Raw genomic sequence first — 22,926 nt, 5'->3', positions numbered from 1 at the left:
TTCACTCCCGATGGTCGTGGTCTGAGAGACTTTTCCATGTTCCACGTGGAACATGGATACCGGCGTATCCGTGCGCCAGCCGTCTTTCAATAGTTGCGGGTCCACGCAGGTGATGAATACCTGGCAACCCAAATCTTCAAGCAAGCGGCAAAGAGCCATTCGATGCTGCTCATCCAATTCCGAGGGCAGGTCGTCCACCAGGTAGACGCACTGTCCGCGCTTGGCGCGATTGATCAGATGGCCTTGGGCGATGCGCAGGGCGCATACCACCAGCTTCTGCTGACCGCGCGAGAGAATCTCCGCGGCGTTATGACCTGCCAACCGTATGCGAAGATCCGCACGCTGCGGTCCCGCCTGGGTGTGGCCCATCTGCTGGTCGCGCAACAGGCTGGAAGCCAGAACCTCCAGGAGGTCCCGGTCCTTGTCCCAGCCTCGGTAGTAGCTAAGGGTCAGGTCATCCAGTGAAACCAATTCGGCGAGTGTTTCCTCGAATACCGGTTTCAACGCCTGGATATAGCTTCTGCGGTAGGCATCGATCTCATCGCTGGCCAGGCTCAATTCCCGGTCCCAGGCCGCTTGCGACGCGGGGTCCAGTTTACCATGCCGGAGCCAGGAGTTCCGCTGGCGCAGCGCCTTCTGCAGGCGCTGCCAGACGGGCAGAAACCGAGGTTCCACGTGGAACACTCCCCAATCGAGGAACTGTCGCCGGATCTTCGGCGCTCCCTCGAGCAACCGAAAGCTGTCCGGGTTGATCAGTTGCAGGGGGAGAGTTTCCGCCAATTGAGCCGCACTCCGGGCGTTCTGCCCATCGATGCGGATGGTGAACTCGCCCTGGCGCTCACGGGAAATCCCCAGGTTGCTGGCGATGCCGTTGGCCAACATCACCTGGCCGAATACGGTGCAGGCCGCTTCCTCATACTGGATCACCGGCTGCAAGCGCGCACTGCGGAATGAACGCGCCAGGCCCAGCAGGTGGATGGCTTCGAGCACACTGGTCTTGCCGCTGCCATTATCGCCGTAGAGGATGTTGATGCGAGGGGAGGGGGAGAGGGTCACCGGGTGCAGGTTGCGCACCGCGGTGACCGAAACGCGGGTCAGGGACATTCAGTGTGATTAGAGGCGCATCGGCATGACGACATAGGCAGAATCGTCATTGTCGGCCTCGTGGACCAGGGCGCTGCTGTTGGAATCGGAAAGGATGAAGCGGACCTGCTCGGTACCGATCACACCCAGCACGTCGAGCAGGTAACTGACGTTGAAGCCGATCTCCAGGTTGCCGCCGTTGTACTCGACCTGCACTTCTTCCTCGGCCTCTTCCTGCTCCGGGTTGTTCGCCTGGATTTTCAGCAAACCGTTGGAAAGCTGCAGGCGAATGCCGCGGTACTTCTCGTTGGAGAGGATCGCGGTACGGCTGAAGGCTTCGCGCAGTTGCTGGCGGTCACCGACCACCAGCTTGTCGCCACCGCGCGGCAGTACACGCTCGTAGTCCGGGAACTTGCCGTCCACCAGCTTCGAAGTGAAGGTGAATTCGCCAGTGGTGGCACGGATATGGTGCTGGCCCAGGACGATGCCGACTTCGCCGTCCTGCTCGGTGAGCAGACGAGCCAGTTCGAGGATGCCTTTGCGCGGCACGATCACCTGGTGGCGGTCCTGCGACGGGATCTGCGCATCCAGCGAGCACATGGCCAGTCGGTGGCCGTCGGTGGCGACGGAGCGCAGGGTGCCGCCGTTCACTTCCAGCAGCATGCCGTTGAGGTAGTAACGCACGTCCTGCTGGGCCATGGCGAAGCTGGTGCGGTCGATCAGGCGACGCAGCTTGCTCTGGGCAATGCTGAAGTTCAGCGAGCCGGGACCTTCCTCTACGGTGGGGAAATCGTTGGCCGGCAGGGTGGACAGGGTGAAGCGGCTACGCCCGGCCTTCACCAGGAGTTTCTGCTCTTCGACACGGATGTCGATCAGCACGTCGTTCGGCAGGCTCTTGCAGATGTCCATCAGCTTGCGCGCCGGTACGGTGATCTCGCCGGGTTCGGCGGCATCTTCCAGTACCACGCGACCAACCAGCTCGACCTCGAGGTCGGTGCCGGTCAGCGACAGTTGCTGGCCTTCGACCACCAGCAGGACGTTGGAGAGAACCGGCAATGTCTGGCGGCGTTCCACGACGCCGGCGACCAGTTGCAGCGGTTTCAACAGGGCTTCGCGTTGAATGGTGAAATGCATGGTCTAGTCCCTTGCCTCGTGGGCTGCGTCAGGTTGTCAGGGTACGCAGCAGGTTCTTGTAGTCCTCGCGGATATCCGCGTCGGATTCCCTAAGTTGAGCGATCTTACGACAGGCGTGCAACACCGTGGTGTGATCCCGACCGCCGAAGGCCACGCCGATCTCCGGCAGGCTGTGGTTGGTCAGCTCCTTGGAGAGCGCCATGGCCACCTGGCGCGGGCGCGCCACCGAACGCGAACGCCGCTTGGACAACAGATCGGATATCTTGATCTTGTAGTACTCGGCGACGGTGCGCTGGATGTTGTCGATGCTGACCAGCTTGTCCTGAAGGGCCAACAAGTCCTTCAGCGACTCGCGAATCAGCTCGATGGTGATCGGCCGGCCCATGAAGTGCGAGTGGGCGATCACCCGCTTCAGCGCACCTTCCAGTTCACGCACGTTGGAACGGATGCGCTGGGCGATGAAGAAGGCCGCGTCGTGCGGCAGCTCGATCTTCGCCTGCTCGGCCTTCTTCATCAGGATCGCCACCCGGGTTTCCAGTTCCGGCGGCTCGACGGCCACCGTCAGGCCCCAGCCGAAGCGGGACTTCAGCCGCTCTTCCAGGCCTTCGATTTCCTTCGGATAGCGGTCGCTGGTGAGGATCACCTGCTGGCCGCCTTCGAGAAGGGCGTTGAAGGTGTGGAAGAACTCCTCCTGGGAGCGCTCCTTACGGGCGAAGAACTGGATGTCGTCGATCAACAGTGCGTCCACCGAGCGGTAGAAGCGCTTGAATTCGTTGATGGCGTTGAGCTGCAAGGCCTTCACCATGTCCGCGACGAAACGTTCCGAATGCAGGTAAACCACCTTGGCGTTCGGGTTCTTCTTCAGCAGGTGGTTGCCCACCGCATGCATCAGGTGGGTCTTGCCCAGGCCGACGCCACCGTAGAGGAACAGCGGGTTGTAGCCGTGCTTGAGGTTGTCCGCCACCTGCCAGGCGGCGGCGCGGGCCAACTGGTTGGACTTGCCCTCGACGAAGTTCTCGAAGGTGAAGGTACGGTTGAGATAGCTGGTGTGCTTCAGCGCGCCTTCGACCTGGACGTTGCGCTCGGTGCGTACCGCAGGTGCGGCTCCGGCCGGCATAGCGGCGGCCAGCGGATCGATGCTGGGCTCTTCCGGCTCGTAGGGGTCGCTCGACACGCTGGGAGCCGTCGTCACTGGCGGCAGCTCTTCACGTGGCACCACCACGGGCGCGGCCGATACCGGCTGCACTGGCGCCGGCGGCGGAGCAACCGGAGGCGGGGGAGCCACGTGGGTCTGCGATGGGACGATGGCGGCGCGCGGCGTACGGCTACGCTTGCTGCCTATTAATAAGGAAAGGGCGGGCAACTGACCCTCGCCGCGTTCACCGAGCAGTTCCAGAAGCCGACCGAGGTATTTCTCGTTCACCCAATCGAGGACGAAACGGTTGGGTGCATACACACGCAATTCGTCGCCTTCGGCTTCGACCTGCAAGGGACGGATCCAGGTGTTGAATTGTTGGGACGGCAGCTCATCGCGGAGAAGATCCACGCACTGCTGCCAAAGTTCCACGGACACGGATATCCCCCAAAGATTGGAAAGGCGGCACAACGAAATAAGCGCCTATTGTAGCCGGACGGGCCGGACTTATCCACATGCCGATGCGCTGAGGCCCCAAGCAAATCAAGACCTTAATAAAAGCAGGCAGGCCGACGGACGGTCGTCCTGTACTTTGTGGATAACCCTTGCTTTGAAGGGGGTACATCCCTGCGCACAGCCGTGTGGAAAAAACCGCTGTGGATAACCATCTCGTTCATCCCCAGGCTTCGCTCAGGAAGGAAACAGCCTCGACACCGGTTCTCGACAACCTTTTGCCTGCCGGAGAAACACGCAGTTGCTGGGCTTCGTCGAGTTATGCACAGAAAAGCGCCGTCCCAAGAGCATTAACCGTTTCTATCCTTTAAAAGAAAAATGACTTCCTTGTATCTATCTATTACGTCATCGCTGGTTGGAAATTGACCTGCCCGTTCGATTTCACTAGAATCGCCGGTCTCTTTAAACGGGGTCACTGCGACCTCAAGTCGTCAACCCAGGTACCGAATCATGAAACGTACTTTCCAACCCAGCACCCTCAAGCGCGCTCGCGTCCACGGTTTCCGCGCCCGTATGGCCACCAAGAACGGCCGTCAGGTTCTGTCGCGTCGTCGCGCCAAAGGCCGTAAGCGTCTGACCGTCTGATTTATCCGGTACGGGTGGTGAGTCGGGACTTCGACCGGGACAAGCGTCTACTGACAACCCGGCAATTCAGCGCAGTCTTCGACTCTCCGACCGGCAAGGTCCCCGGCAAGCACGTCCTGCTGCTGGCGCGCGAGAACGGTCTCGATCACCCCCGCCTGGGCCTGGTGATCGGCAAGAAGAACGTCAAGCTCGCCGTCCAGCGCAATCGCCTCAAACGCCTGATCCGCGAATCGTTCCGCCATAACCAGGAAACCCTGGCTGGCTGGGATATCGTGGTGATCGCGCGCAAAGGCCTGGGCGAACTGGAAAATCCGGAGCTGCACCAGCAGTTCGGCAAGCTCTGGAAACGCCTGTTGCGCAATCGACCTCGCACGGAAAGCCCTGCTGACGCCCCTGGCGTGGCCGACGGTACTCATGCATAGGTCGATGCCCGCGCATCCCGATCCCTGTAGTGTCATCCCCCCTTCGATGACCCGGCACCGTCGTTCCCAGCCAAGTTGTACTTCCCTAGCGTACGAGGCTATCGCGCAGCATGGCCCGCGACGCAATGGTCGCCCGAGTGCGGTTTCCTCCACTCGGCTCCATCACTGGCAATCCCGTAGCCGCGATCTGCTACTGTCAGTTTCCTTCAAGCACCGCCCTTTCTCGATGGCCGAGTAACCATGGACATTCAACGCTCGATTCTCATCGTCGCCCTTGCAGTCGTGTCCTACCTGCTGGTTCTCCAGTGGAACAAGGATTACGGTCAGCCTGAGCTGCCCGCCGCCAGCGCTTCGATGAACACCACGCAAGGCCTGCCGGACACTCCGTCCGCCTCGGGCACCAGCAGTGACGTTCCCACTGCCCAGAGCAGCGCGGCCGGCAGCGAAGCCGCCGACAAGCCGGTTGCGGTCAGCGACAAGCTGATCCAGGTGAAGACCGACGTCCTCGACCTGGCCATCGATCCCCGTGGCGGCGATATCGTCCAGCTCGGCCTGTTGCAGTATCCGCGCCGCCTGGACCGTCCGGACGTGCCGTTCCCGCTGTTCGACAACGGTCGCGAACGTACCTACCTGGCGCAGAGCGGCCTCACCGGTGCCGACGGCCCGGACGCCAGCAGCGCCGGCCGCCCGCTGTTCCACAGTGCGCAGAGCAGCTACCAGTTGGCCGACGGCCAGAACGAACTGGTCGTGGACCTGAGCTTCAGCCACGACGGTGTCAACTACATCAAGCGCTTCACCTTCCACCGTGGCCTGAAAGCCGATTGCTCGGACAAGGAAAAGGCCCAGAAGAAGATCGAGTGCATCAATGAAAACGCCTATCAGGTCGGCGTCAGCTACCTGATCGACAACCAGAGCGGCAAGACCTGGAGCGGCAACCTGTTCGCCCAGCTCAAGCGCGACGGCAGCGCCGACCCGTCCTCGACCACCGCCACCGGGGTGTCCACCTACCTCGGCGCCGCGGTCTGGACCCCGGATTCGCCGTACAAGAAGATCTCCACCAAGGACATGGACAAGGAACAGTTCAAGGAGTCCGTGCAGGGGGGCTGGGTCGCCTGGCTGCAACACTACTTCGTGACCGCCTGGGTTCCGACCAAGGGCGAGCAGCACCAGGTCATGACCCGCAAGGACGGCCAGGGCAACTACATCGTCGGTTTCACCGGCCCGACCCTGAGCGTTCCGGCGGGTAGCAAGGTGGAAACCGACCTGACCCTGTATGCCGGCCCGAAGCTCCAGAAGCACCTGAAGGAACTCTCCCCGGGCCTGGAACTGACCGTCGACTACGGTTTCCTCTGGTTCATCGCACAGCCGATCTTCTGGCTGCTGCAACATATCCACAGCCTGATCGGCAACTGGGGCTGGTCGATCATCGCCCTGACCGTCCTGATCAAGCTGGCCTTCTTCCCGTTGTCCGCCGCCAGCTACCGTTCGATGGCGCGCATGCGCGCGGTGTCGCCGAAGATGCAGGCGATCAAGGAACAGCACGGCGACGATCGGCAGAAGATGTCCCAGGCGATGATGGAGCTGTACAAGAAGGAGAAGATCAATCCGCTGGGCGGCTGCCTGCCGATCCTGGTCCAGATGCCGGTCTTCCTCTCCCTCTACTGGGTACTCCTGGAAAGCGTGGAAATGCGCCAGGCGCCGTGGCTCGGCTGGATCACCGACCTGTCGGTGAAGGATCCGTTCTTCATCCTGCCGATCGTCATGGGCGGCACCATGCTGATCCAGCAGATGCTCAACCCGACCCCGCCGGACCCGATGCAGGCCAAGGTGATGAAGCTGATGCCGATCATCTTCACCTTCTTCTTCCTCTGGTTCCCAGCCGGTCTGGTGCTGTACTGGGTAGTCAACAACTGCCTGTCGATCGCACAGCAGTGGTACATTACCCGCAAGATCGAGGCAGCCGCGAAGACCGCCTGACGTCTATCGCGAAAACTGTCCACAACAAGACGCCCCCTCGAGGGGCGTCTTGCTATCCGGAGATATCCACATGCAAGCCGCCACCGAAACCATCGTCGCGATAGCTACTGCCCAGGGCCGCGGCGGCGTGGGAATCGTCCGCGTCTCCGGACCTCTCGCCGGACAGATGGCCGTGGCCGTGAGCGGACGCCAGCTGAAAGCCCGGCATGCGCATTACGGACCGTTCCTCGATGCCGGTGGGCAGGTGATCGACGAAGGCCTGTCACTGTATTTCCCCGGCCCGAACTCGTTCACCGGCGAAGACGTACTCGAACTGCAGGGGCACGGCGGCCCCGTGGTACTCGACCTGCTGGTGCAGCGTTGTCTGGAACTGGGTGCCCGCCAGGCGCGACCGGGCGAGTTCAGCGAGCGTGCGTTCCTCAACGACAAGCTCGACCTGGCCCAGGCCGAAGCCATCGCCGATCTGATCGAGGCCAGCTCGGAGCAGGCCGCGCGCAATGCATTGCGTTCCCTGCAGGGCGAATTCTCGCGCCGGGTACATGCATTGACCGAGCAACTGATTTCCCTGCGCATCTATGTCGAAGCCGCCATAGACTTCCCCGAGGAAGAAATCGACTTCCTCGCCGATGGCCATGTACTGGGGCTTCTGGAAAAAGTACGCACAGAATTATCCACAGTGCAGCGCGAAGCTTCCCAAGGCGCCCTGCTGCGCGACGGCATGACCGTGGTCATCGCCGGACGACCGAATGCCGGCAAGTCCAGCCTGCTGAATGCCCTGGCCGGTCGCGAGGCGGCCATCGTCACGGACATAGCCGGCACCACCCGCGATGTACTGCGCGAACATATCCACATCGATGGCATGCCCCTGCATGTGGTGGACACCGCAGGCCTGCGGGATACCGAGGACCATGTGGAAAAGATCGGCGTGGAACGTGCGCTGAAAGCCATCGGCGAAGCCGATCGCGTGCTGCTGGTGGTGGACGCCACCGCCCCGGAAGCAGCGGACCCGTTTTCCCTATGGCCGGAGTTTCTCGACCAGCGACCGGAACCGGGCAAGGTCACCCTGATCCGCAACAAGGCGGATTTGTCCACAGAGTCCATTGGCCTCGAGGAAAGCGCGGACGGCCACGTCACCATCACCCTCTCGGCGCGCACCAGCGCCGGCCTGGAGCTGCTGCGCGAACATCTAAAGGCCTGCATGGGCTTCGAACAGACCGCGGAAAGCGGTTTCAGCGCCCGCCGGCGCCACCTGGAGGCGCTGCGCCAGGCTGGCCAGGCGCTGGAGCATGGCCACAGCCAACTTATCCACAATGGCGCAGGCGAGCTGCTGGCCGAGGATCTGCGCCAGGCCCAGCAGCACCTGGGTGAAATCACCGGCGCATTCACCCCCGACGACCTGCTGGGTCGCATCTTCTCGAGTTTCTGCATCGGCAAGTAATGGGGCTCGGCCCACGCCGAGTTGTGGATAACCAGGGCAAGGTTCGCTCCGGTTCTGCGTACTTTCCTTTCACTGTTCCCCTTGCCGCCGGCACTCAACCACGCAGGCATGGATTGCCGGCGCGCCGCTTCGTCCCGGAGAAAACCATCTGCACCGATGTCGGTCTGCGTGGGTTGGATATCCACCTGGGAGAGGTTTATGCACAGGCACCGCGCTCCGATCCGGCGTCCGCGAAGGCGCTGCGCTGTGGTCAATCTCTACCTGCCCGCCCCTCTCGAACGGCGTATCTATCCCATTGTCTCGCCTGGCGCTATCGCCACACGCCGGGACGTTCCGTGCGCGCAAGACAACCCGGTAAGCGATTTACCCACAAGCCTGGAAGAGATTCTGCGAAAAGAGCTGTGGCAGACCCTGGACTCCGTCGATACCGGCCAGGCGCGGCCCTCGCCTTCGGCTCCCAAGACGTCCCAGGGCGAGCACTCGGACACTACAACATGGAGATCGTAGCCAACCTGGCGGTATGGCTCGGCGGCGAATGCCATGTCGGACAGATGATCGACTGGTTCGGCAGTTACGACCGCACTAGCGGGCTCAGTGCTCGGCTACTGCTGCGCAAACCCGCTAACGAGGGCTCCGAGCGGGATTTCCAGGTCTCCGCCAAGCGCCGCTTCGAGCGCCTGTCGTCATCCATCGATACGCTGGAAAGCGGCAACGACTGAGCCTTTCCCACGCCTTTCCATCTCCTTCTTCCTACCTGGCTGCGGTCCTGCCGCGGCCCGGATACGCTCGCCTGAAACCTGTGGAAAACCCCAGGGACAGGAGGGTAGATAAACCCGCCGAAGCTCTGTGCATAACTCCACATGTTGATAACGAGCCATTCCATCCACAGCTAAAAAACGCTTATCAACAGGGCCCAGATAGGGTTTGGGACAGCCTTATCATTCGCTACAGGCTATGTCTTTACTGGGCTCGACGTACTTATCAACAGAAAAGCCGCTGCCAAGTAATAAACACAAGTTCTAAAAAGATATAAACATTCCTTTCCTTTTATTTTTTGTAAGCCCGCCGAGCCATTTTGCTCCCTCGATCTGGATTGGCTATTTTTTGTCCAGGAGTCTTCATTCAGGTTCGCTAAATCCTTATACTGTCCGGCTTTCCTGAATTCCTGCTTCTGAACAGGCCGAGGTGCGCGGTGGATTTCCCTACCCGTTTTGACGTAATCGTGATCGGCGGTGGCCATGCAGGCACCGAAGCCGCACTCGCGGCTGCGCGCATGGGTGTGAAAACCCTGCTGTTGACCCACAATGTGGAAACCCTGGGGCAGATGAGCTGCAACCCCGCCATCGGCGGCATCGGCAAGAGCCATCTGGTCAAGGAAATCGACGCCCTTGGCGGCGCCATGGCCGAAGCCACCGACAAGGGCGGTATCCAGTTCCGCATCCTTAACAGCCGCAAGGGGCCGGCAGTGCGCGCCACTCGTGCACAAGCCGATCGCGTGCTCTATAAGGCCGCTATCCGCCATACACTGGAAAACCAGCCGAACCTGTGGATATTCCAGCAGGCCTGCGACGACCTGATCGTCGAGCAGGATCAGGTTCGCGGCGTAGTGACCCAGATGGGACTGCGCTTCCATGCCGACAATGTGGTCCTGACTACCGGCACCTTCCTCGGCGGACTTATCCACATCGGCTTGGAGAACTACTCCGGCGGACGCGCCGGCGACCCGCCGTCCATCGCTCTGGCGCGTCGTCTGCGTGAATTGCCGCTGCGGGTCGGCCGTCTGAAGACCGGCACGCCGCCGCGGATCGACGGGCGCAGCGTGGACTTCTCGGTGATGACCGAGCAGCCGGGCGACACGCCGATCCCGGTGATGTCCTTCCTCGGTTCGAAGGAACAGCATCCCGAGCAGGTCAGTTGCTGGATCACCCATACCAACGCCCGGACCCACGAGATCATCGCCGCCAATCTCGATCGTTCGCCGATGTATTCCGGTGTGATCGAAGGCATCGGCCCGCGCTACTGCCCTTCGATCGAAGACAAGATCCATCGCTTCGCCGACAAGGAAAGCCACCAGGTCTTCCTCGAGCCGGAAGGCCTGACGACCCACGAGCTGTATCCCAACGGCATTTCCACGTCCCTGCCGTTCGACGTGCAACTGCAGATCGTGCGTTCCATCCGTGGCATGGAAAACGCCCACATCGTGCGGCCGGGCTATGCGATCGAGTACGACTTCTTCGATCCCCGCGATCTCAGGTACAGCCTGGAGACCAAGGTCATCGGCGGCCTGTTCTTCGCCGGCCAGATCAACGGCACCACCGGCTACGAGGAAGCAGGCGCCCAGGGCCTGCTGGCCGGCGCCAATGCTGCGTTGCGTTCGCAAGGCAAGGACAGCTGGTGCCCGCGCCGCGACGAGGCCTACATCGGCGTGCTGGTGGACGACCTGATCACGCTCGGCACCCAGGAGCCGTACCGCATGTTCACCTCGCGGGCGGAATACCGCCTGATCCTCCGCGAGGACAACGCCGACCTGCGTCTCACCGAGAAGGGACGCGAGCTGGGCCTTGTCGACGATCGGCGCTGGGCTGCCTTCGAAGCCAAGCGCGAAGGTATCGAACGCGAGGAACAGCGGCTGAAGAGCACCTGGGTGCGGCCGAATACCCCGCAGGGCGACGCCATCGCCGAGCGCTTCGGTACGCCGCTGACCCATGAATACAACCTGCTCAACCTGCTGAGCCGCCCCGAGATCGATTACGCCGGCCTGGTGGAGATCACCGGCGACGCTGTGGATAACCCCCAGGTGGCCGAGCAGGTGGAGATTCGCACCAAGTACGCCGGCTACATCGACCGCCAGCAGGAGGAAATCGCCCGGCTGCGCGCCAGCGAAGATACCCGCCTGCCTGTGGATATCGATTACCTGGGGATTTCCGGCCTGTCGAAGGAAATCCAGAACAAGCTGAACCAGGCCCGTCCGGAAACCCTCGGACAGGCTTCGCGAATCCCCGGCGTCACGCCGGCTGCGATTTCGCTGTTGTTGATCCACCTGAAGAAGCGTGCCTCTGGCCGCCAACTGGAGCAGAGCGCTTGATGTCTGCGGTAACCCAACACCACGCCGACGAACTCGCGCGCGGTGCTGACGAGCTAGGCGTCGCCCTCGACGCCGACAAGCAACGCCAGCTGCTGGCCTACTTGGCCCTGCTGATCAAATGGAACAAGGCCTACAACCTGACCGCCGTACGCGACCCGGACGAGATGGTTTCGCGCCACCTGCTCGACAGCCTGAGCATCGTGCCTTATGCCGAGGCTGGGGATAACTGGCTGGATGTCGGCAGCGGCGGCGGCATGCCCGGCGTGCCGCTGGCCATCCTGTTCCCGCAAAAGCGCCTGACCCTGCTCGACAGCAACGGCAAGAAAACCCGCTTCCTGACCCAGGTGAAGCTCGAGCTGAAGCTGGCCAACCTCGAAGTCGTGCACAGCCGGGTGGAAGCCTTCCGTCCCGAGAGCCCCTTCGATGGCATCGTTTCCCGCGCTTTCAGCAGCCTGGAGGACTTCGCCAACTGGACCCGCCACCTCGGTGGCCAGGAAACCCGCTGGCTGGCGATGAAGGGCGTGCATCCGAACGAAGAGCTGGCGGCACTCCCGGCGGATTTCCGGGTCGAAGCCGAGCACGCGCTGGCGGTACCCGGTTGCCAAGGTCAGCGGCATCTGCTGATACTGCGGCGCACAGCATGAGGGGGAACAGGGATAACCATGGCTAAGGTATTCGCGATCGCCAACCAGAAAGGCGGTGTCGGCAAGACCACGACCTGTATCAACCTCGCGGCCTCCCTCGTGGCGACCAAGCGCCGCGTCCTCCTGCTGGACCTGGATCCCCAGGGCAACGCCACCACCGGCAGCGGCATCGACAAGCACAACCTGGAGCACTCCATCTACGACGTGCTCACCGGCGAGTGCAACCTCGCCGAGGCCATGCAGTTCTCCGAACACGGCGGCTACCAGTTGTTGCCGGCCAACCGCGACCTGACCGCCGCGGAAGTGGTGCTGCTGGAAATGGACATGAAGGAAAATCGCCTGCGCAACGCGCTGGCGCCGATCCGCGAGAACTACGACTACATCCTCATCGACTGCCCGCCGTCGCTGTCGATGCTCACCGTCAACGCGCTGACCGCCGCCGACGGCGTGATCATCCCCATGCAGTGCGAGTACTACGCGCTGGAGGGGCTGACCGACCTGATGAACAGCATCCAGCGCATCGGCCAGTTGCTCAACCCGACGCTGAAGATCGAGGGGCTGTTGCGGACCATGTACGATCCGCGCATCAGCTTGACCAACGATGTCTCCGCGCAGTTGCAGGAGCATTTCGGCGACACCCTCTACAGCACCGTCATCCCGCGTAACGTGCGCCTCGCCGAAGCCCCCAGCTTCGGCATGCCGGCGCTGGTTTACGACAAGCAATCCCGCGGCGCCATCGCCTACCTGGCGCTGGCCGGCGAGCTGGTCCGCCGCCAGCGCGCCAAAGGCCGCGCCGCAACCGCATAAGGAACCCGCATGGCAGCCAAGAAACGTGGACTGGGACGCGGGCTCGATGCCCTGCTGGGCGGCTCGAGTCCCGCCAAACTGCAGGAAGAAGCCGTACAGGCCGACCGCCGCGAGTTGCAGCAGATCCCCCTCGACCTGATGCAGCGCGGCAAGTACCAGCCGCGTCGCGACATGGACCCTCAGGCGCTGGAGGAACTGGCGCAGTCGATCAAGGCCCAGGGCGTGATGCAGCCCATCGTGGTACGGCCGATCGCCAATGGCCGCTACGAGATCATCGCCGGCGAGCGGCGCTGGCGGGCCTGCCAGCAGGCCGGACTGGAAAAGATCCCGGCGCTGGTGCGCGACGTGCCGGACGAAGCGGCCATCGCCATGGCGCTGATCGAGAACATCCAGCGCGAGGACCTCAACCCGATCGAGGAAGCCGCTGCCCTGCAGCGCTTGCAGCAGGAGTTCCAGCTGACCCAGCAGCAGGTCGCGGAAGCGGTCGGCAAGTCGCGCGCGACCATTACCAACCTGCTGCGCCTGATCGGCCTGCCGGAAGAGATCAAGACCCTGCTTTCCCATGGCGACCTGGAGATGGGCCATGCCCGTGCGCTCCTCGGTCTGCCGGCAGAACGGCAGGTGGAAGGGGCGCGACATGTTGTCGCACATGGGCTGACCGTACGTCAGACCGAAGCCCTGGTTCGGCAGTGGACGCATGCCCCGGGCAAGCCTGCGGGACCGGTCAAGAGCGACCCGGACATCGCCCGCCTGGAACAGCGCCTGGCCGAGCGCCTGGGCGCTTCGGTGCAGATCCGGCATGGTCAGAAGGGCAAGGGACAGCTGGTCATCCGCTACAGCTCCCTGGATGAACTGCAGGGCGTTCTCGCCCACATCCGTTGACACACTTTGGGTTGTAGCGGGTAGTCGGAAATCACTACCAGCCAGTTGAACAGGGGGGACTCCCCCCCTATACTCTGCGCGCTATTTTGTGGGCACTTTTTATGCCAAGTCGTTGATTTGGCAGTGCCGACACCAGAAGACTGAGAGCGCGATGGAGTCCCGCATGCCAAGTCGCCTGCCGGCATTCAGATTGCTGCTCGTCCAACTGGTAGTAGTGCTTGTTGCTGCGATCTCCCTGTGGATTTCTTGGGGACCGGTAGCCGGATATTCCGGACTGCTGGGAGGGATGATCGCCTGGTTGCCGAATTGTTATTTCGCCTACAAGGCGTTCCGTTTCAGCGGAGCGCGGGCTGCCCGGGAAATCGTTCGCTCTTTCTATGCGGGCGAAGCCGGGAAACTGATTCTGACGGCGGTGCTCTTCGCACTGGCGTTCGCAGGCGTGAAGCCACTGATGGCGCCGGCTCTGTTCGGTGTCTATCTGCTGACCCTGATGGTCAGCTGGTGCGCACCCCTGCTGATGGGAAAAACATTTACAAGACCTTAGAGCGATTGAGGCAAACATGGCAGCAGAAACCGCTTCGGGTTACATCCAGCACCACTTGCAGAACCTGACCTTCGGGCGTCTGCCTAATGGTGATTGGGGGTTCGCCCACACCGCCGAGCAAGCCAAGGAAATGGGCTTCTGGGCATTCCACGTAGACACCCTGGGCTGGTCGGTACTGCTCGGCGTGGTGTTCCTGTTCATCTTCCGCCTGGCGGCCAAGAAGGCCACCAGCGGCCAGCCGGGTGGACTGCAGAACTTCGTCGAGGTGATGGTCGAGTTCGTCGACACCAGCGTCAAGGACACCTTCCACGGGCGCAACCCGTTGATCGCGCCCCTGGCCCTGACCGTGTTCGTCTGGATCTTCCTGCTCAACCTGATCGACCTGGTACCGGTGGACTACCTGCCGATGCTGGCCGCGAAGATCACCGGCGACGAGCACCTGTTCTTCCGCGCGGTGGCCACCACCGACCCGAACGCCACCCTCGGCCTGTCGATCTCGGTGTTCGCCCTGATCATCTTCTACAGCATCAAGGTCAAGGGCATCGGCGGCTTCCTCGGTGAACTGACCCTGCACCCCTTCAGCAGCAAGAACATCGTCGTTCAGATCCTGCTGATTCCGGTGAACTTCCTGCTCGAGTTCGTGACCCTGATCGCCAAGCCGGTTTCGCTGGCGCTGCGTCTGTTCGGCAACATGTATGCCGGCGAACTGATCTTCATTCTGATCGCCGTCATGTTCGGTAGCGGAATGTTCCTGCTGAGTGCCCTGGGCGTAGCCCTGAACTGGGCGTGGGCTGTGTTCCACATCCTGATCATCACCCTGCAGGCCTTCATCTTCATGATGCTGACCATCGTCTACCTGTCGATGGCGCACGAAGACAACCATTAATCGATTCGCTTCAACCTTTAACCAACACGACAAAAAGTCGGGAGGAAAAATGGAAACTGTAGTTGGACTGACTGCTATCGCCGTTGCTCTGCTGATTGGCCTGGGTGCCCTGGGTACCGCCATCGGTTTCGGTCTGCTGGGTGGCAAGTTCCTGGAAGGCGCAGCTCGTCAGCCTGAAATGGTTCCGATGCTGCAGGTGAAAATGTTCATCGTCGCCGGCCTGCTGGACGCCGTGACCATGATCGGTGTGGGTATCGCCCTGTTCTTCACCTTCGCGAATCCCTTCGTTGGTCAAATCGCCGGCTAATCACTCGAATCATTCGATTTGAGTGTTTGACGGACAACGAACGAGCGAGGTGTTGGCGTGAACATTAATGCAACCCTGATTGGCCAGTCCGTTGCGTTCTTCATCTTTGTGCTGTTCTGCATGAAGTTCGTGTGGCCTCCGGTCATCGCGGCTCTGCAAGAGCGTCAGAAGAAGATCGCTGACGGCCTGGACGCTGCCAACCGCGCGGCTCGTGATCTGGAGCTGGCTCATGAGAAAGCGGGCCAGCAACTGCGCGAAGCCAAGGCTCAGGCAGCCGAAATCGTCGAACAGGCGAAGAAACGCGCTAACCAGATCGTCGATGAAGCCCGCGACCAGGCCCGTACCGAAGGCGAACGCCTGAAGGCCCAGGCCCAAGCGGAAATCGAACAGGAACTGAACAGCGTCAAGGACGCCCTGCGTGCCCAAGTGGGTGCCCTGGCCGTCACCGGCGCAGAGAAGATCCTGGGTGCTTCGATCGACGCAAACGCGCACGAGCAGCTGGTTTCCAAACTGGCAGCCGAGATCTAAGCGAGGGCGCTATGGCAGAACTGACCACGTTGGCTCGTCCCTACGCAAAGGCGGCTTTCGAGTACGCCCAGGCTCATCAGCAACTGGCCGATTGGTCGGCTGCGCTGGGTGTGCTGGCCGCAGTGTCGCAGGACGACACCGTGCGCCAGCTGCTCAAAGAGCCTCAGCTGACCTCTTCGGCCAAGGCCCAGAGCCTGATCGATGTGTGCGGCGACAAGCTGAATGCACCAGCCCAGAACTTCGTCCGGACTGTGGCTGAGAACAAGCGGCTCGAACTGCTGCCGACCATCGCTGAGATGTACGAGCAGTTGAAGGCCGAGCAGGAAAAGTCGGTCGAGGTAGAAGTCACCAGTGCCTTCACCTTGAGCAAAGAACAGCAGGACAAACTCGCCAAGGCTCTCAGCGCCCGGCTCAGTCGCGAAGTGCGGCTACATGCGTCGGAAGACGCGAGCCTGATCGGCGGCGTGATCATTCGCGCCGGTGACTTGGTAATCGATGGCTCGGTGCGCGGCAAGCTCGCGAAACTGGCCGAAGCGTTGAAATCTTGAGTTTGAAGGGGCAGCGGCATGCAGCAACTCAATCCTTCCGAAATTAGTGAAATCATCAAGGGGCGCATCGAGAAACTCGACGTCGCCTCCCAAGCACGAAACGAAGGCACCATCGTCAGCGTGTCCGACGGTATCGTGCGCATCTACGGTCTGGCCGACGTCATGTACGGCGAGATGATCGAGTTCCCGGGCGGCGTCTACGGTATGGCGCTGAACCTGGAGCAGGATTCCGTGGGGGCCGTGGTCCTGGGTGAATACCAGGGCCTCGCCGAAGGCATGAACGCCAAGTGCACCGGGCGCATCCTGGAGGTTCCGGTCGGTCCGGAACTGCTGGGTCGCGTAGTCGACGCACTGGGCAATCCGATCGACGGCAAAGGCCCGATCGACGCCAAGGCCACCGACGCGGTCGAGAAGGTCGCTCCGGGCGTGATCTGGCGTAAGTCGGTAGACCAGCCGGTACAGACCGGCTACAAGTCGGTCGACGCCATGATCCCGGTAGGCCGTGGCCAGCGCGAGCTGATCATCGGCGACCGCCAGATCGGCAAGACCGCCCTCGCGGTCGACGCCATCATCAACCAGAAAGACAGCGGCATTAAGTGCGTCTACGTGGCCATCGGCCAGAAGCAGTCCACTATCGCCAACGTCGTACGCAAGCTGGAAGAGAACGGCGCCCTGGCCAACACCATCGTGGTCGCCGCCAGCGCTTCCGAGTCCGCCGCCCTGCAATACCTGGCGCCGTACTCCGGTTGCACCATGGGCGAATACTTCCGTGATCGCGGTGAAGACGCCCTGATCGTCTACGACGACCTGTCCAAGCAGGCCGTGGCTTATCGCCAGATCTCCCTGCTGCTGCGCCGTCCGCCGGGCCGCGAAGCCTACCCGGGCGACGTGTTCTATCTCCACAGCCGTCTGCTGGAGCGCGCTTCCCGCGTTTCCGAAGAGTATGTCGAGAAGTTCACCAACGGCGCCGTGACCGGCAAGACCGGCTCGCTGACCGCGCTGCCGATCATCGAGACCCAGGCCGGCGACGTTTCCGCGTTCGTTCCGACCAACGTGATCTCGATCACCGACGGCCAGATCTTCCTGGAATCCGCCATGTTCAACTCGGGTATCCGTCCGGCCGTCAACGCCGGTATCTCGGTATCCCGCGTAGGTGGCGCGGCCCAGACCAAGATCATCAAGAAGCTGTCCGGCGGCATTCGTACCGCTCTGGCCCAGTACCGTGAACTGGCGGCCTTCGCCCAGTTCGCCTCGGACCTGGACGAAGCGACCCGCAAGCAGCTGGAGCATGGTCAGCGCGTTACCGAGCTGATGAAGCAGAAGCAGTACGCGCCGATGTCGATCGCCGAGATGTCGCTGTCCCTGTATGCCGCCGAGCGTGGCTTCCTGCAGGACGTCGAAATCGCCAAGGTCGGTAGCTTCGAGCAGGCGTTGATCTCCTACTTCCAGCGCGAGCATGCCGCTCTGCTGGCGAAGATCAACGAGAAAGGTGACTTCAACGACGAAATCGACGCGGGCATCAAGGCCGGCATCGAGAAGTTCAAGGCCACCCAAACCTGGTAAGCCGCAGCGGGAGCCGCGAGGCTCCCGCCTGCTAACCCGATAGGTGTCAAATGGCAGGCGCAAAAGAGATTCGCAGCAAGATTGCGAGCATCAAAAGCACGCAAAAGATCACCAATGCCATGGAAAAAGTGGCGGTGAGCAAGATGCGCAAGGCACAAATGCGCATGGCGGCCGGCCGTCCCTACGCGGAGCGTATTCGCCAGGTGATCGGCCATCTGGCCAACGCCAACCCGGAATACCGTCACCCGTTCATGGTCGAGCGTGAAGTCAAGCGCGTCGGCTACATCGTGGTGAGCAGTGACCGTGGTCTGTGCGGCGGTCTGAACATCAACCTGTTCAAGTCCCTCGTCAAGGACATGAGCGGCTACCGCGAGCAAGGGGCGGAAATCGACCTTTGCGTGATCGGTAGCAAGGGCGCTTCGTTCTTCCGCAGTTTCGGCGGCAACGTCGTGGCAGCTATCAGCCACCTCGGCGAAGAGCCTTCGATCAACGACCTGATCGGCAGTGTCAAGGTGATGCTCGACGCATACCTCGAAGGCCGTATCGATCGCCTGTTCGTGGTCTCCAACAAGTTCGTCAACACCATGACCCAGAAGCCGACCGTGGAACAGCTGATTCCGCTGGTGGCCGATGACGATCAGGAGCTGAAGCACCACTGGGACTATCTCTACGAACCCGACGCCAAGTCGCTCCTCGACGGGCTGCTGGTGCGTTACGTGGAATCCCAGGTGTACCAGGCCGTGGTTGAGAACAACGCCTGTGAGCAGGCGGCCCGGATGATTGCAATGAAGAACGCTACCGACAACGCCGGCGAGCTGATCAGCGATTTGCAGCTGATCTACAACAAGGCGCGTCAGGCGGCGATCACCCAGGAAATCTCGGAAATCGTCGGCGGCGCTGCCGCGGTGTAAGAACAGGTTCAAAATTCAGAGGAACCAGACATGAGTAGCGGACGTATCGTTCAAATCATCGGCGCCGTGATCGACGTGGAATTCCCGCGCGATGCCGTGCCGAGCATCTATGAAGCCCTGAAGGTTCAGGGCGTTGAAACCACCCTGGAAGTCCAGCAGCAGCTGGGCGACGGCGTGGTTCGTTCCATTGCGATGGGTTCCACCGAAGGCCTCAAGCGTGGCCTGAACGTGGACAGCACTGGTGCTGCCATCTCCGTGCCGGTCGGTAAAGCGACCCTGGGCCGGATCATGGACGTACTGGGCAACCCGATCGACGAAGCCGGCCCCATCGGCGAAGAAGAGCGCTGGGGCATCCACCGCGAAGCTCCGTCCTATGCCGACCAGGCTGGCGGCAACGAGCTGCTGGAAACCGGCATCAAGGTGATCGACCTGGTCTGCCCGTTCGCCAAGGGCGGCAAGGTAGGCCTGTTCGGCGGCGCCGGCGTGGGCAAGACCGTCAACATGATGGAACTGATCCGTAACATCGCCATCGAGCACAGCGGTTATTCCGTGTTCGCGGGTGTGGGCGAGCGTACTCGTGAGGGTAACGACTTCTACCACGAGATGAAGGACTCCAACGTACTGGACAAGGTAGCCCTGGTATACGGCCAGATGAACGAGCCGCCGGGCAACCGTCTGCGCGTCGCACTGACCGGCCTGACCATGGCCGAGAAGTTCCGTGACGAAGGCCGTGACGTTCTGTTGTTCATCGACAACATCTACCGTTACACCCTCGCCGGTACCGAAGTGTCCGCACTGCTGGGCCGTATGCCGTCCGCGGTGGGTTATCAGCCGACCCTGGCCGAAGAGATGGGCGTTCTGCAGGAGCGCATCACCTCCACCAAGAAAGGCTCGATCACCTCGATCCAGGCCGTATACGTTCCCGCGGACGACCTCACCGACCCGTCCCCGGCGACCACCTTCGCCCACCTGGACGCGACCGTCGTACTGTCCCGTGACATCGCCTCGCTGGGTATCTACCCCGCGGTCGACCCGCTGGACTCGACCTCCCGTCAGCTCGATCCGCTGGTGATCGGCCAGGATCACTACGACACCGCTCGCGGCGTCCAGTATGTTCTGCAGCGCTACAAGGAGCTGAAGGACATCATCGCGATCCTGGGCATGGACGAACTGTCCGAAGCCGACAAGCTGCTGGTGGCGCGCGCTCGTAAGATCCAGCGCTTCCTGTCCCAGCCGTTCTTCGTAGCGGAAGTCTTCACCGGCTCGCCGGGCAAGTACGTTTCCCTGAAGGACACCATCGCTGGCTTCAAGGGCATTCTCAACGGCGACTACGATCACCTGCCGGAGCAGGCGTTCTACATGGTCGGCGGTATCGAAGAAGCGGTCGAGAAAGCCAAAAAACTGTAATCCTGTGCGCCCGGCGACGGGCGCTCATGTGAGGCAAGCGTATGGCCATAACAGTCCATTGCGACATCGTCAGCGCCGAGGCGGAGATCTTCTCCGGCCTGGTCGAGATGGTTATCGCGCACGGCGCTCTGGGTGACCTGGGTATCGCCCCGGGCCACGCGCCGCTGATCACCGACCTGAAACCGGGCCCCATCCGCCTGGTCAAGCAGGGCGGCGAGCAGGAGGTGTACTACATCTCCGGCGGTTTCCTCGAAGTCCAGCCGAACATGGTCAAGGTCCTCGCCGACACCGTGGTTCGTGCCGGCGACCTCGACGAAGCGGCCGCCCAGGAAGCCCTGAAGGCTGCCGAAAAGGCGCTGCAGGGCAAGGGCGCCGAGTTCGACTACAGCGCCGCTGCCGCGCGTCTGGCCGAAGCCGCAGCCCAGCTGCGCACCGTCCAGCAACTGCGCAAGAAGTTCGGCGGCTGATTTCCAGCCGGTACTTCTAGCGGTGTCAGGGAAAAGGGTAGCCTGTGGGCTACCCTTTTTTCGTTTTGCATCTTCACTCACAGGTTTTGCCTGTGACCACCAGGAACGGTAGTCCAGTCCATGTCCCTTGAAATCGTGATTCTCGCCGCCGGCCAGGGCACCCGCATGCGTTCGGCCCTGCCCAAGGTCCTCCATCCCATTGCCGGCAAGCCGATGCTCGGCCACGTCATCGACTGCGCGCGCCAGTTGCAGCCGGAACGGATCTACGTGGTGATCGGCCACGGCGCGGATCTGGTGCGTGAGCGGATGGCCGCCGACGACCTGAATTTCGTGCTCCAGGCCGAACAGCTCGGTACGGGCCATGCGGTGGCCCAGGCCCTGCCGTTCCTCAGTGCAGACCAGGTGCTGATCCTCTACGGCGACGTGCCGCTGATCCAGCTGGACACCTTGCAGCGCCTGCTGGCGCAAGTCACCCCGGACCAGTTGTCGTTGCTCACCGTCGACATGCTCGACCCCACCGGCTACGGCCGCATCGTCCGTGACGATCAGGGCGCGGTGCAGGCCATCGTCGAGCACAAGGACGCGACCCCGGCGCAGCGCCAGATCGGCGAGATCAACACCGGCATCCTCGCGGTGCCGGGCAAGCGCCTTGCCGACTGGCTCGGCCGCCTGTCCAACGACAACGCCCAGGGCGAGTACTACCTGACCGACGTGATCGCCATGGCGGTCGGCGACGGCCTGATGGTAGCCAGCGCCCAACCGCTGGACGCGATGGAAGTGCAGGGCGTTAATGACCGCATGCAACAGGCCCAGCTGGAGCGTCACTACCAGCGCCTGCGCGCGGAGGAGCTGATGCGCCAGGGCGTGACCCTGCTCGATCCGCAGCGCCTGGATGTCCGTGGCGAAATCTCGGTCGGCCGCGACGTGCTGATCGACGTCAACGTGGTGCTGGAAGGCCGCGTGGTGATCGAGGACGACGTGCACATCGGACCGAACTGCGTGATTCGCGACAGCGTCCTGCGGCGTGGCGCGGTGATCAAGGCCAACAGCCACCTGGAAGGCGCGGAGCTGGGCGAGGGTAGCGATGCCGGTCCGTTCGCCCGCCTGCGTCCGGGCAGCGTGCTCGGCGCTCGGGCCCATGTCGGCAACTTCGTCGAACTGAAGAATGCCCGCCTGGGCGAGGGCAGCAAGGCCGGCCACCTGAGCTACCTGGGCGATGCCGAGCTGGGCGCCAACTGCAATATCGGCGCCGGCACCATCACCTGCAACTACGATGGCGCGAACAAATTCCGCACCGAGCTGGGCGACGATGTGTTCATCGGCTCGAACAACTCGCTGGTGGCGCCGCTGAAGATTGGCGATGGCGCGACGACCGCGGCCGGCTCCACCATCACCCATGAGGTTCCGGCGAAGAACCTGGCTTTCGGCCGCGCCCGGCAGAAGAACCTGGAAAACTGGAAGCGCCCGGAAAAAATCAAGAAGTAACGGAGCGGCACGGATGCCGAAGCCTGCGAAATGGATCGTGCTGGGGCTGCTCATAGCCGGGGCGGTGCTACCCGAATGGCCGCGGATACCCGTCGAAGGCGCCAGTGCCCGCGACTGGAATCCGCGAACCTTCTGGTTCGAGCCCTGGGGGCGCTCCGGAGTGCACAAGGGCATCGACATCTTCGCCCGCAGCGGCACCCCCGTACGCTCCGCCAGCTACGGCCTGGTGCTCTATCGCGGGGAGATCGCCCTCGGCGGCAAGGTCGTCCTGGTGCTGGCGCCCAAGTGGCGCCTGCATTACTACGCCCATCTCGATAGCCTCGACGCCTATCCGGGCCAGCCGGTCCTCGCCGGTTCCCGCCTGGGTGCGGTCGGAACCACCGGCAACGCGCGCGGCAAGCCGGCCCACCTGCACTACGCGATCATCACCTTGCTGCCCTATCCCTGGCTGGCCGACGCCAGCACCCAGGGTTGGAAGAAAATGTTCTACCTCGATCCCAATACGGTGCTGCCGAGCCGATGAAAAGTCATTGACGGGAATCGCCGGATAAGTTTTGATTCGCACACTTTTCTTT

The 22,926-nt window shown here is 62.2% G+C and carries 22 protein-coding genes and 1 pseudogene; 20 read left to right on the top strand and 3 right to left on the bottom strand.

The annotated features are described in order from the left end of the window. Window position 1: 1 nt before the first annotated feature. From recF to dnaA, 3 genes and pseudogenes are all read right to left on the bottom strand, one after another. Window positions 2-1,104 (bottom strand): annotated as a pseudogene (gene recF, locus VQ065_RS00165) (DNA replication/repair protein RecF). Window positions 1,105-1,113: 9 nt separating this feature from the next. Beyond that, complete coding sequence (gene dnaN, locus VQ065_RS00160; protein WP_003097262.1) at window positions 1,114-2,217, bottom strand: DNA polymerase III subunit beta; 1,104 nt, start codon at window positions 2,215-2,217, stop codon at window positions 1,114-1,116. Window positions 2,218-2,245: 28 nt separating this feature from the next. Then, window positions 2,246-3,790 (bottom strand): chromosomal replication initiator protein DnaA, encoded by a 1,545-nt coding sequence (gene dnaA / locus VQ065_RS00155; RefSeq protein WP_003109151.1) that lies wholly within the window; start codon window positions 3,788-3,790, stop codon window positions 2,246-2,248. A 525-nt stretch (window positions 3,791-4,315) separates the two neighbouring features. On the opposite strand from dnaA, the gene rpmH reads away from it, so the two are divergent. From rpmH to VQ065_RS00055, 20 genes are all read left to right on the top strand, one after another. Next, entirely contained in the window at window positions 4,316-4,450 is a 135-nt protein-coding gene (gene rpmH, locus VQ065_RS00150) for a 50S ribosomal protein L34 (RefSeq protein ID WP_003100258.1), read from the top strand. A gap of 14 nt (window positions 4,451-4,464) precedes the next feature. After that, window positions 4,465-4,872: a ribonuclease P protein component gene (gene rnpA, locus VQ065_RS00145; protein WP_014604144.1), complete on the top strand. Its 408-nt coding sequence runs from the start codon at window positions 4,465-4,467 to the stop codon at window positions 4,870-4,872. Window positions 4,873-5,112: 240 nt separating this feature from the next. Next, window positions 5,113-6,849, top strand: coding sequence for a membrane protein insertase YidC (yidC, locus tag VQ065_RS00140; RefSeq protein ID WP_003097255.1), 1,737 nt, complete (start codon window positions 5,113-5,115; stop codon window positions 6,847-6,849). Window positions 6,850-6,919: 70 nt separating this feature from the next. After that, window positions 6,920-8,287, top strand: coding sequence for a tRNA uridine-5-carboxymethylaminomethyl(34) synthesis GTPase MnmE (gene mnmE / locus VQ065_RS00135; protein WP_003097253.1), 1,368 nt, complete (start codon window positions 6,920-6,922; stop codon window positions 8,285-8,287). A gap of 494 nt (window positions 8,288-8,781) precedes the next feature. Then, window positions 8,782-9,006, top strand: a complete 225-nt coding sequence (locus VQ065_RS00130; protein WP_003097251.1) for a hypothetical protein — start codon at window positions 8,782-8,784, stop codon at window positions 9,004-9,006. A 473-nt stretch (window positions 9,007-9,479) separates the two neighbouring features. Next, window positions 9,480-11,372 (top strand): tRNA uridine-5-carboxymethylaminomethyl(34) synthesis enzyme MnmG, encoded by a 1,893-nt coding sequence (gene mnmG / locus VQ065_RS00125; protein ID WP_003100244.1) that lies wholly within the window; start codon window positions 9,480-9,482, stop codon window positions 11,370-11,372. Further along, window positions 11,372-12,016 carry a 16S rRNA (guanine(527)-N(7))-methyltransferase RsmG gene (gene rsmG, locus VQ065_RS00120; RefSeq protein WP_003097245.1) on the top strand — a complete coding sequence of 215 codons (645 nt, stop codon included), beginning with the start codon at window positions 11,372-11,374 and terminating at the stop codon, window positions 12,014-12,016. Before mnmG ends, rsmG begins: the two co-directional genes overlap by 1 nt. 18 nt (window positions 12,017-12,034) lie before the next feature. Further along, window positions 12,035-12,823 (top strand): chromosome partitioning protein Soj, encoded by a 789-nt coding sequence (gene soj, locus VQ065_RS00115; RefSeq protein ID WP_003097243.1) that lies wholly within the window; start codon window positions 12,035-12,037, stop codon window positions 12,821-12,823. Window positions 12,824-12,832: 9 nt separating this feature from the next. Further along, window positions 12,833-13,705, top strand: a complete 873-nt coding sequence (locus VQ065_RS00110; RefSeq protein WP_003097241.1) for a ParB/RepB/Spo0J family partition protein — start codon at window positions 12,833-12,835, stop codon at window positions 13,703-13,705. Between the two features lie 163 nt (window positions 13,706-13,868). Beyond that, window positions 13,869-14,249, top strand: a complete 381-nt coding sequence (locus tag VQ065_RS00105) for a F0F1 ATP synthase subunit I (RefSeq protein ID WP_003097239.1) — start codon at window positions 13,869-13,871, stop codon at window positions 14,247-14,249. Between the two features lie 16 nt (window positions 14,250-14,265). Further along, the gene (atpB, locus tag VQ065_RS00100; RefSeq protein ID WP_003097238.1) at window positions 14,266-15,135 is read left to right on the top strand and encodes a F0F1 ATP synthase subunit A; all 870 of its coding nucleotides are present in this window, start codon (window positions 14,266-14,268) and stop codon (window positions 15,133-15,135) included. 49 nt (window positions 15,136-15,184) lie between these two features. Beyond that, complete coding sequence (gene atpE / locus VQ065_RS00095) at window positions 15,185-15,442, top strand: F0F1 ATP synthase subunit C (protein WP_003097235.1); 258 nt, start codon at window positions 15,185-15,187, stop codon at window positions 15,440-15,442. 57 nt (window positions 15,443-15,499) lie between these two features. Further along, on the top strand, window positions 15,500-15,970 hold the full coding sequence (locus VQ065_RS00090) for a F0F1 ATP synthase subunit B (protein ID WP_003100235.1): 471 nt from the start codon (window positions 15,500-15,502) through the stop codon (window positions 15,968-15,970). Window positions 15,971-15,981: 11 nt separating this feature from the next. Continuing rightward, a complete protein-coding gene (locus VQ065_RS00085) occupies window positions 15,982-16,518 on the top strand; it encodes a F0F1 ATP synthase subunit delta (RefSeq protein WP_003097135.1) in 537 nt (178 codons plus the stop codon). Between the two features lie 18 nt (window positions 16,519-16,536). After that, window positions 16,537-18,081, top strand: coding sequence for a F0F1 ATP synthase subunit alpha (gene atpA, locus VQ065_RS00080; RefSeq protein ID WP_003097134.1), 1,545 nt, complete (start codon window positions 16,537-16,539; stop codon window positions 18,079-18,081). Window positions 18,082-18,131: 50 nt separating this feature from the next. Next, window positions 18,132-18,992, top strand: a complete 861-nt coding sequence (atpG, locus tag VQ065_RS00075) for a F0F1 ATP synthase subunit gamma (protein WP_003097132.1) — start codon at window positions 18,132-18,134, stop codon at window positions 18,990-18,992. Window positions 18,993-19,022: 30 nt separating this feature from the next. Further along, window positions 19,023-20,399 carry a F0F1 ATP synthase subunit beta gene (gene atpD / locus VQ065_RS00070; protein ID WP_003097130.1) on the top strand — a complete coding sequence of 459 codons (1,377 nt, stop codon included), beginning with the start codon at window positions 19,023-19,025 and terminating at the stop codon, window positions 20,397-20,399. A 41-nt stretch (window positions 20,400-20,440) separates the two neighbouring features. Continuing rightward, the gene (locus tag VQ065_RS00065; protein ID WP_003097128.1) at window positions 20,441-20,866 is read left to right on the top strand and encodes a F0F1 ATP synthase subunit epsilon; all 426 of its coding nucleotides are present in this window, start codon (window positions 20,441-20,443) and stop codon (window positions 20,864-20,866) included. A 120-nt stretch (window positions 20,867-20,986) separates the two neighbouring features. Then, entirely contained in the window at window positions 20,987-22,351 is a 1,365-nt protein-coding gene (gene glmU / locus VQ065_RS00060; RefSeq protein WP_003097126.1) for a bifunctional UDP-N-acetylglucosamine diphosphorylase/glucosamine-1-phosphate N-acetyltransferase GlmU, read from the top strand. Between the two features lie 13 nt (window positions 22,352-22,364). After that, on the top strand, window positions 22,365-22,874 hold the full coding sequence (locus tag VQ065_RS00055; RefSeq protein WP_003097125.1) for a M23 family metallopeptidase: 510 nt from the start codon (window positions 22,365-22,367) through the stop codon (window positions 22,872-22,874). The last annotated feature ends 52 nt before the right edge of the window (window positions 22,875-22,926 follow it).

This window comes from Pseudomonas sp. KBN10P06128 (assembly GCF_037574945.1).
GTDB classification, from domain to species: Bacteria; Pseudomonadota; Gammaproteobacteria; order Pseudomonadales; family Pseudomonadaceae; genus Pseudomonas; species Pseudomonas aeruginosa.
Note: the sequence above shows the minus strand (reverse complement) of the source record. Positions and strands in the feature narration are given on the sequence as shown.

Coding starts and splice junctions, on each gene's coding strand:
- VQ065_RS00110 (WP_003097241.1), top strand. CDS start 12,833: ATGGCAGCCAAGAAACGTGGACTGGGACGCGGGCTCGATGCCCTGCTG.
- VQ065_RS00065 (WP_003097128.1), top strand. CDS start 20,441: ATGGCCATAACAGTCCATTGCGACATCGTCAGCGCCGAGGCGGAGATC.
- atpG (WP_003097132.1), top strand. CDS start 18,132: ATGGCAGGCGCAAAAGAGATTCGCAGCAAGATTGCGAGCATCAAAAGC.
- atpB (WP_003097238.1), top strand. CDS start 14,266: ATGGCAGCAGAAACCGCTTCGGGTTACATCCAGCACCACTTGCAGAAC.
- VQ065_RS00085 (WP_003097135.1), top strand. CDS start 15,982: ATGGCAGAACTGACCACGTTGGCTCGTCCCTACGCAAAGGCGGCTTTC.
- rsmG (WP_003097245.1), top strand. CDS start 11,372: ATGTCTGCGGTAACCCAACACCACGCCGACGAACTCGCGCGCGGTGCT.
- mnmE (WP_003097253.1), top strand. CDS start 6,920: ATGCAAGCCGCCACCGAAACCATCGTCGCGATAGCTACTGCCCAGGGC.
- VQ065_RS00130 (WP_003097251.1), top strand. CDS start 8,782: ATGGAGATCGTAGCCAACCTGGCGGTATGGCTCGGCGGCGAATGCCAT.
- atpE (WP_003097235.1), top strand. CDS start 15,185: ATGGAAACTGTAGTTGGACTGACTGCTATCGCCGTTGCTCTGCTGATT.
- VQ065_RS00105 (WP_003097239.1), top strand. CDS start 13,869: ATGCCAAGTCGCCTGCCGGCATTCAGATTGCTGCTCGTCCAACTGGTA.
- glmU (WP_003097126.1), top strand. CDS start 20,987: ATGTCCCTTGAAATCGTGATTCTCGCCGCCGGCCAGGGCACCCGCATG.
- VQ065_RS00055 (WP_003097125.1), top strand. CDS start 22,365: ATGCCGAAGCCTGCGAAATGGATCGTGCTGGGGCTGCTCATAGCCGGG.
- dnaN (WP_003097262.1), bottom strand. CDS start 2,217: ATGCATTTCACCATTCAACGCGAAGCCCTGTTGAAACCGCTGCAACTG.
- atpD (WP_003097130.1), top strand. CDS start 19,023: ATGAGTAGCGGACGTATCGTTCAAATCATCGGCGCCGTGATCGACGTG.
- atpA (WP_003097134.1), top strand. CDS start 16,537: ATGCAGCAACTCAATCCTTCCGAAATTAGTGAAATCATCAAGGGGCGC.
- soj (WP_003097243.1), top strand. CDS start 12,035: ATGGCTAAGGTATTCGCGATCGCCAACCAGAAAGGCGGTGTCGGCAAG.
- rpmH (WP_003100258.1), top strand. CDS start 4,316: ATGAAACGTACTTTCCAACCCAGCACCCTCAAGCGCGCTCGCGTCCAC.
- yidC (WP_003097255.1), top strand. CDS start 5,113: ATGGACATTCAACGCTCGATTCTCATCGTCGCCCTTGCAGTCGTGTCC.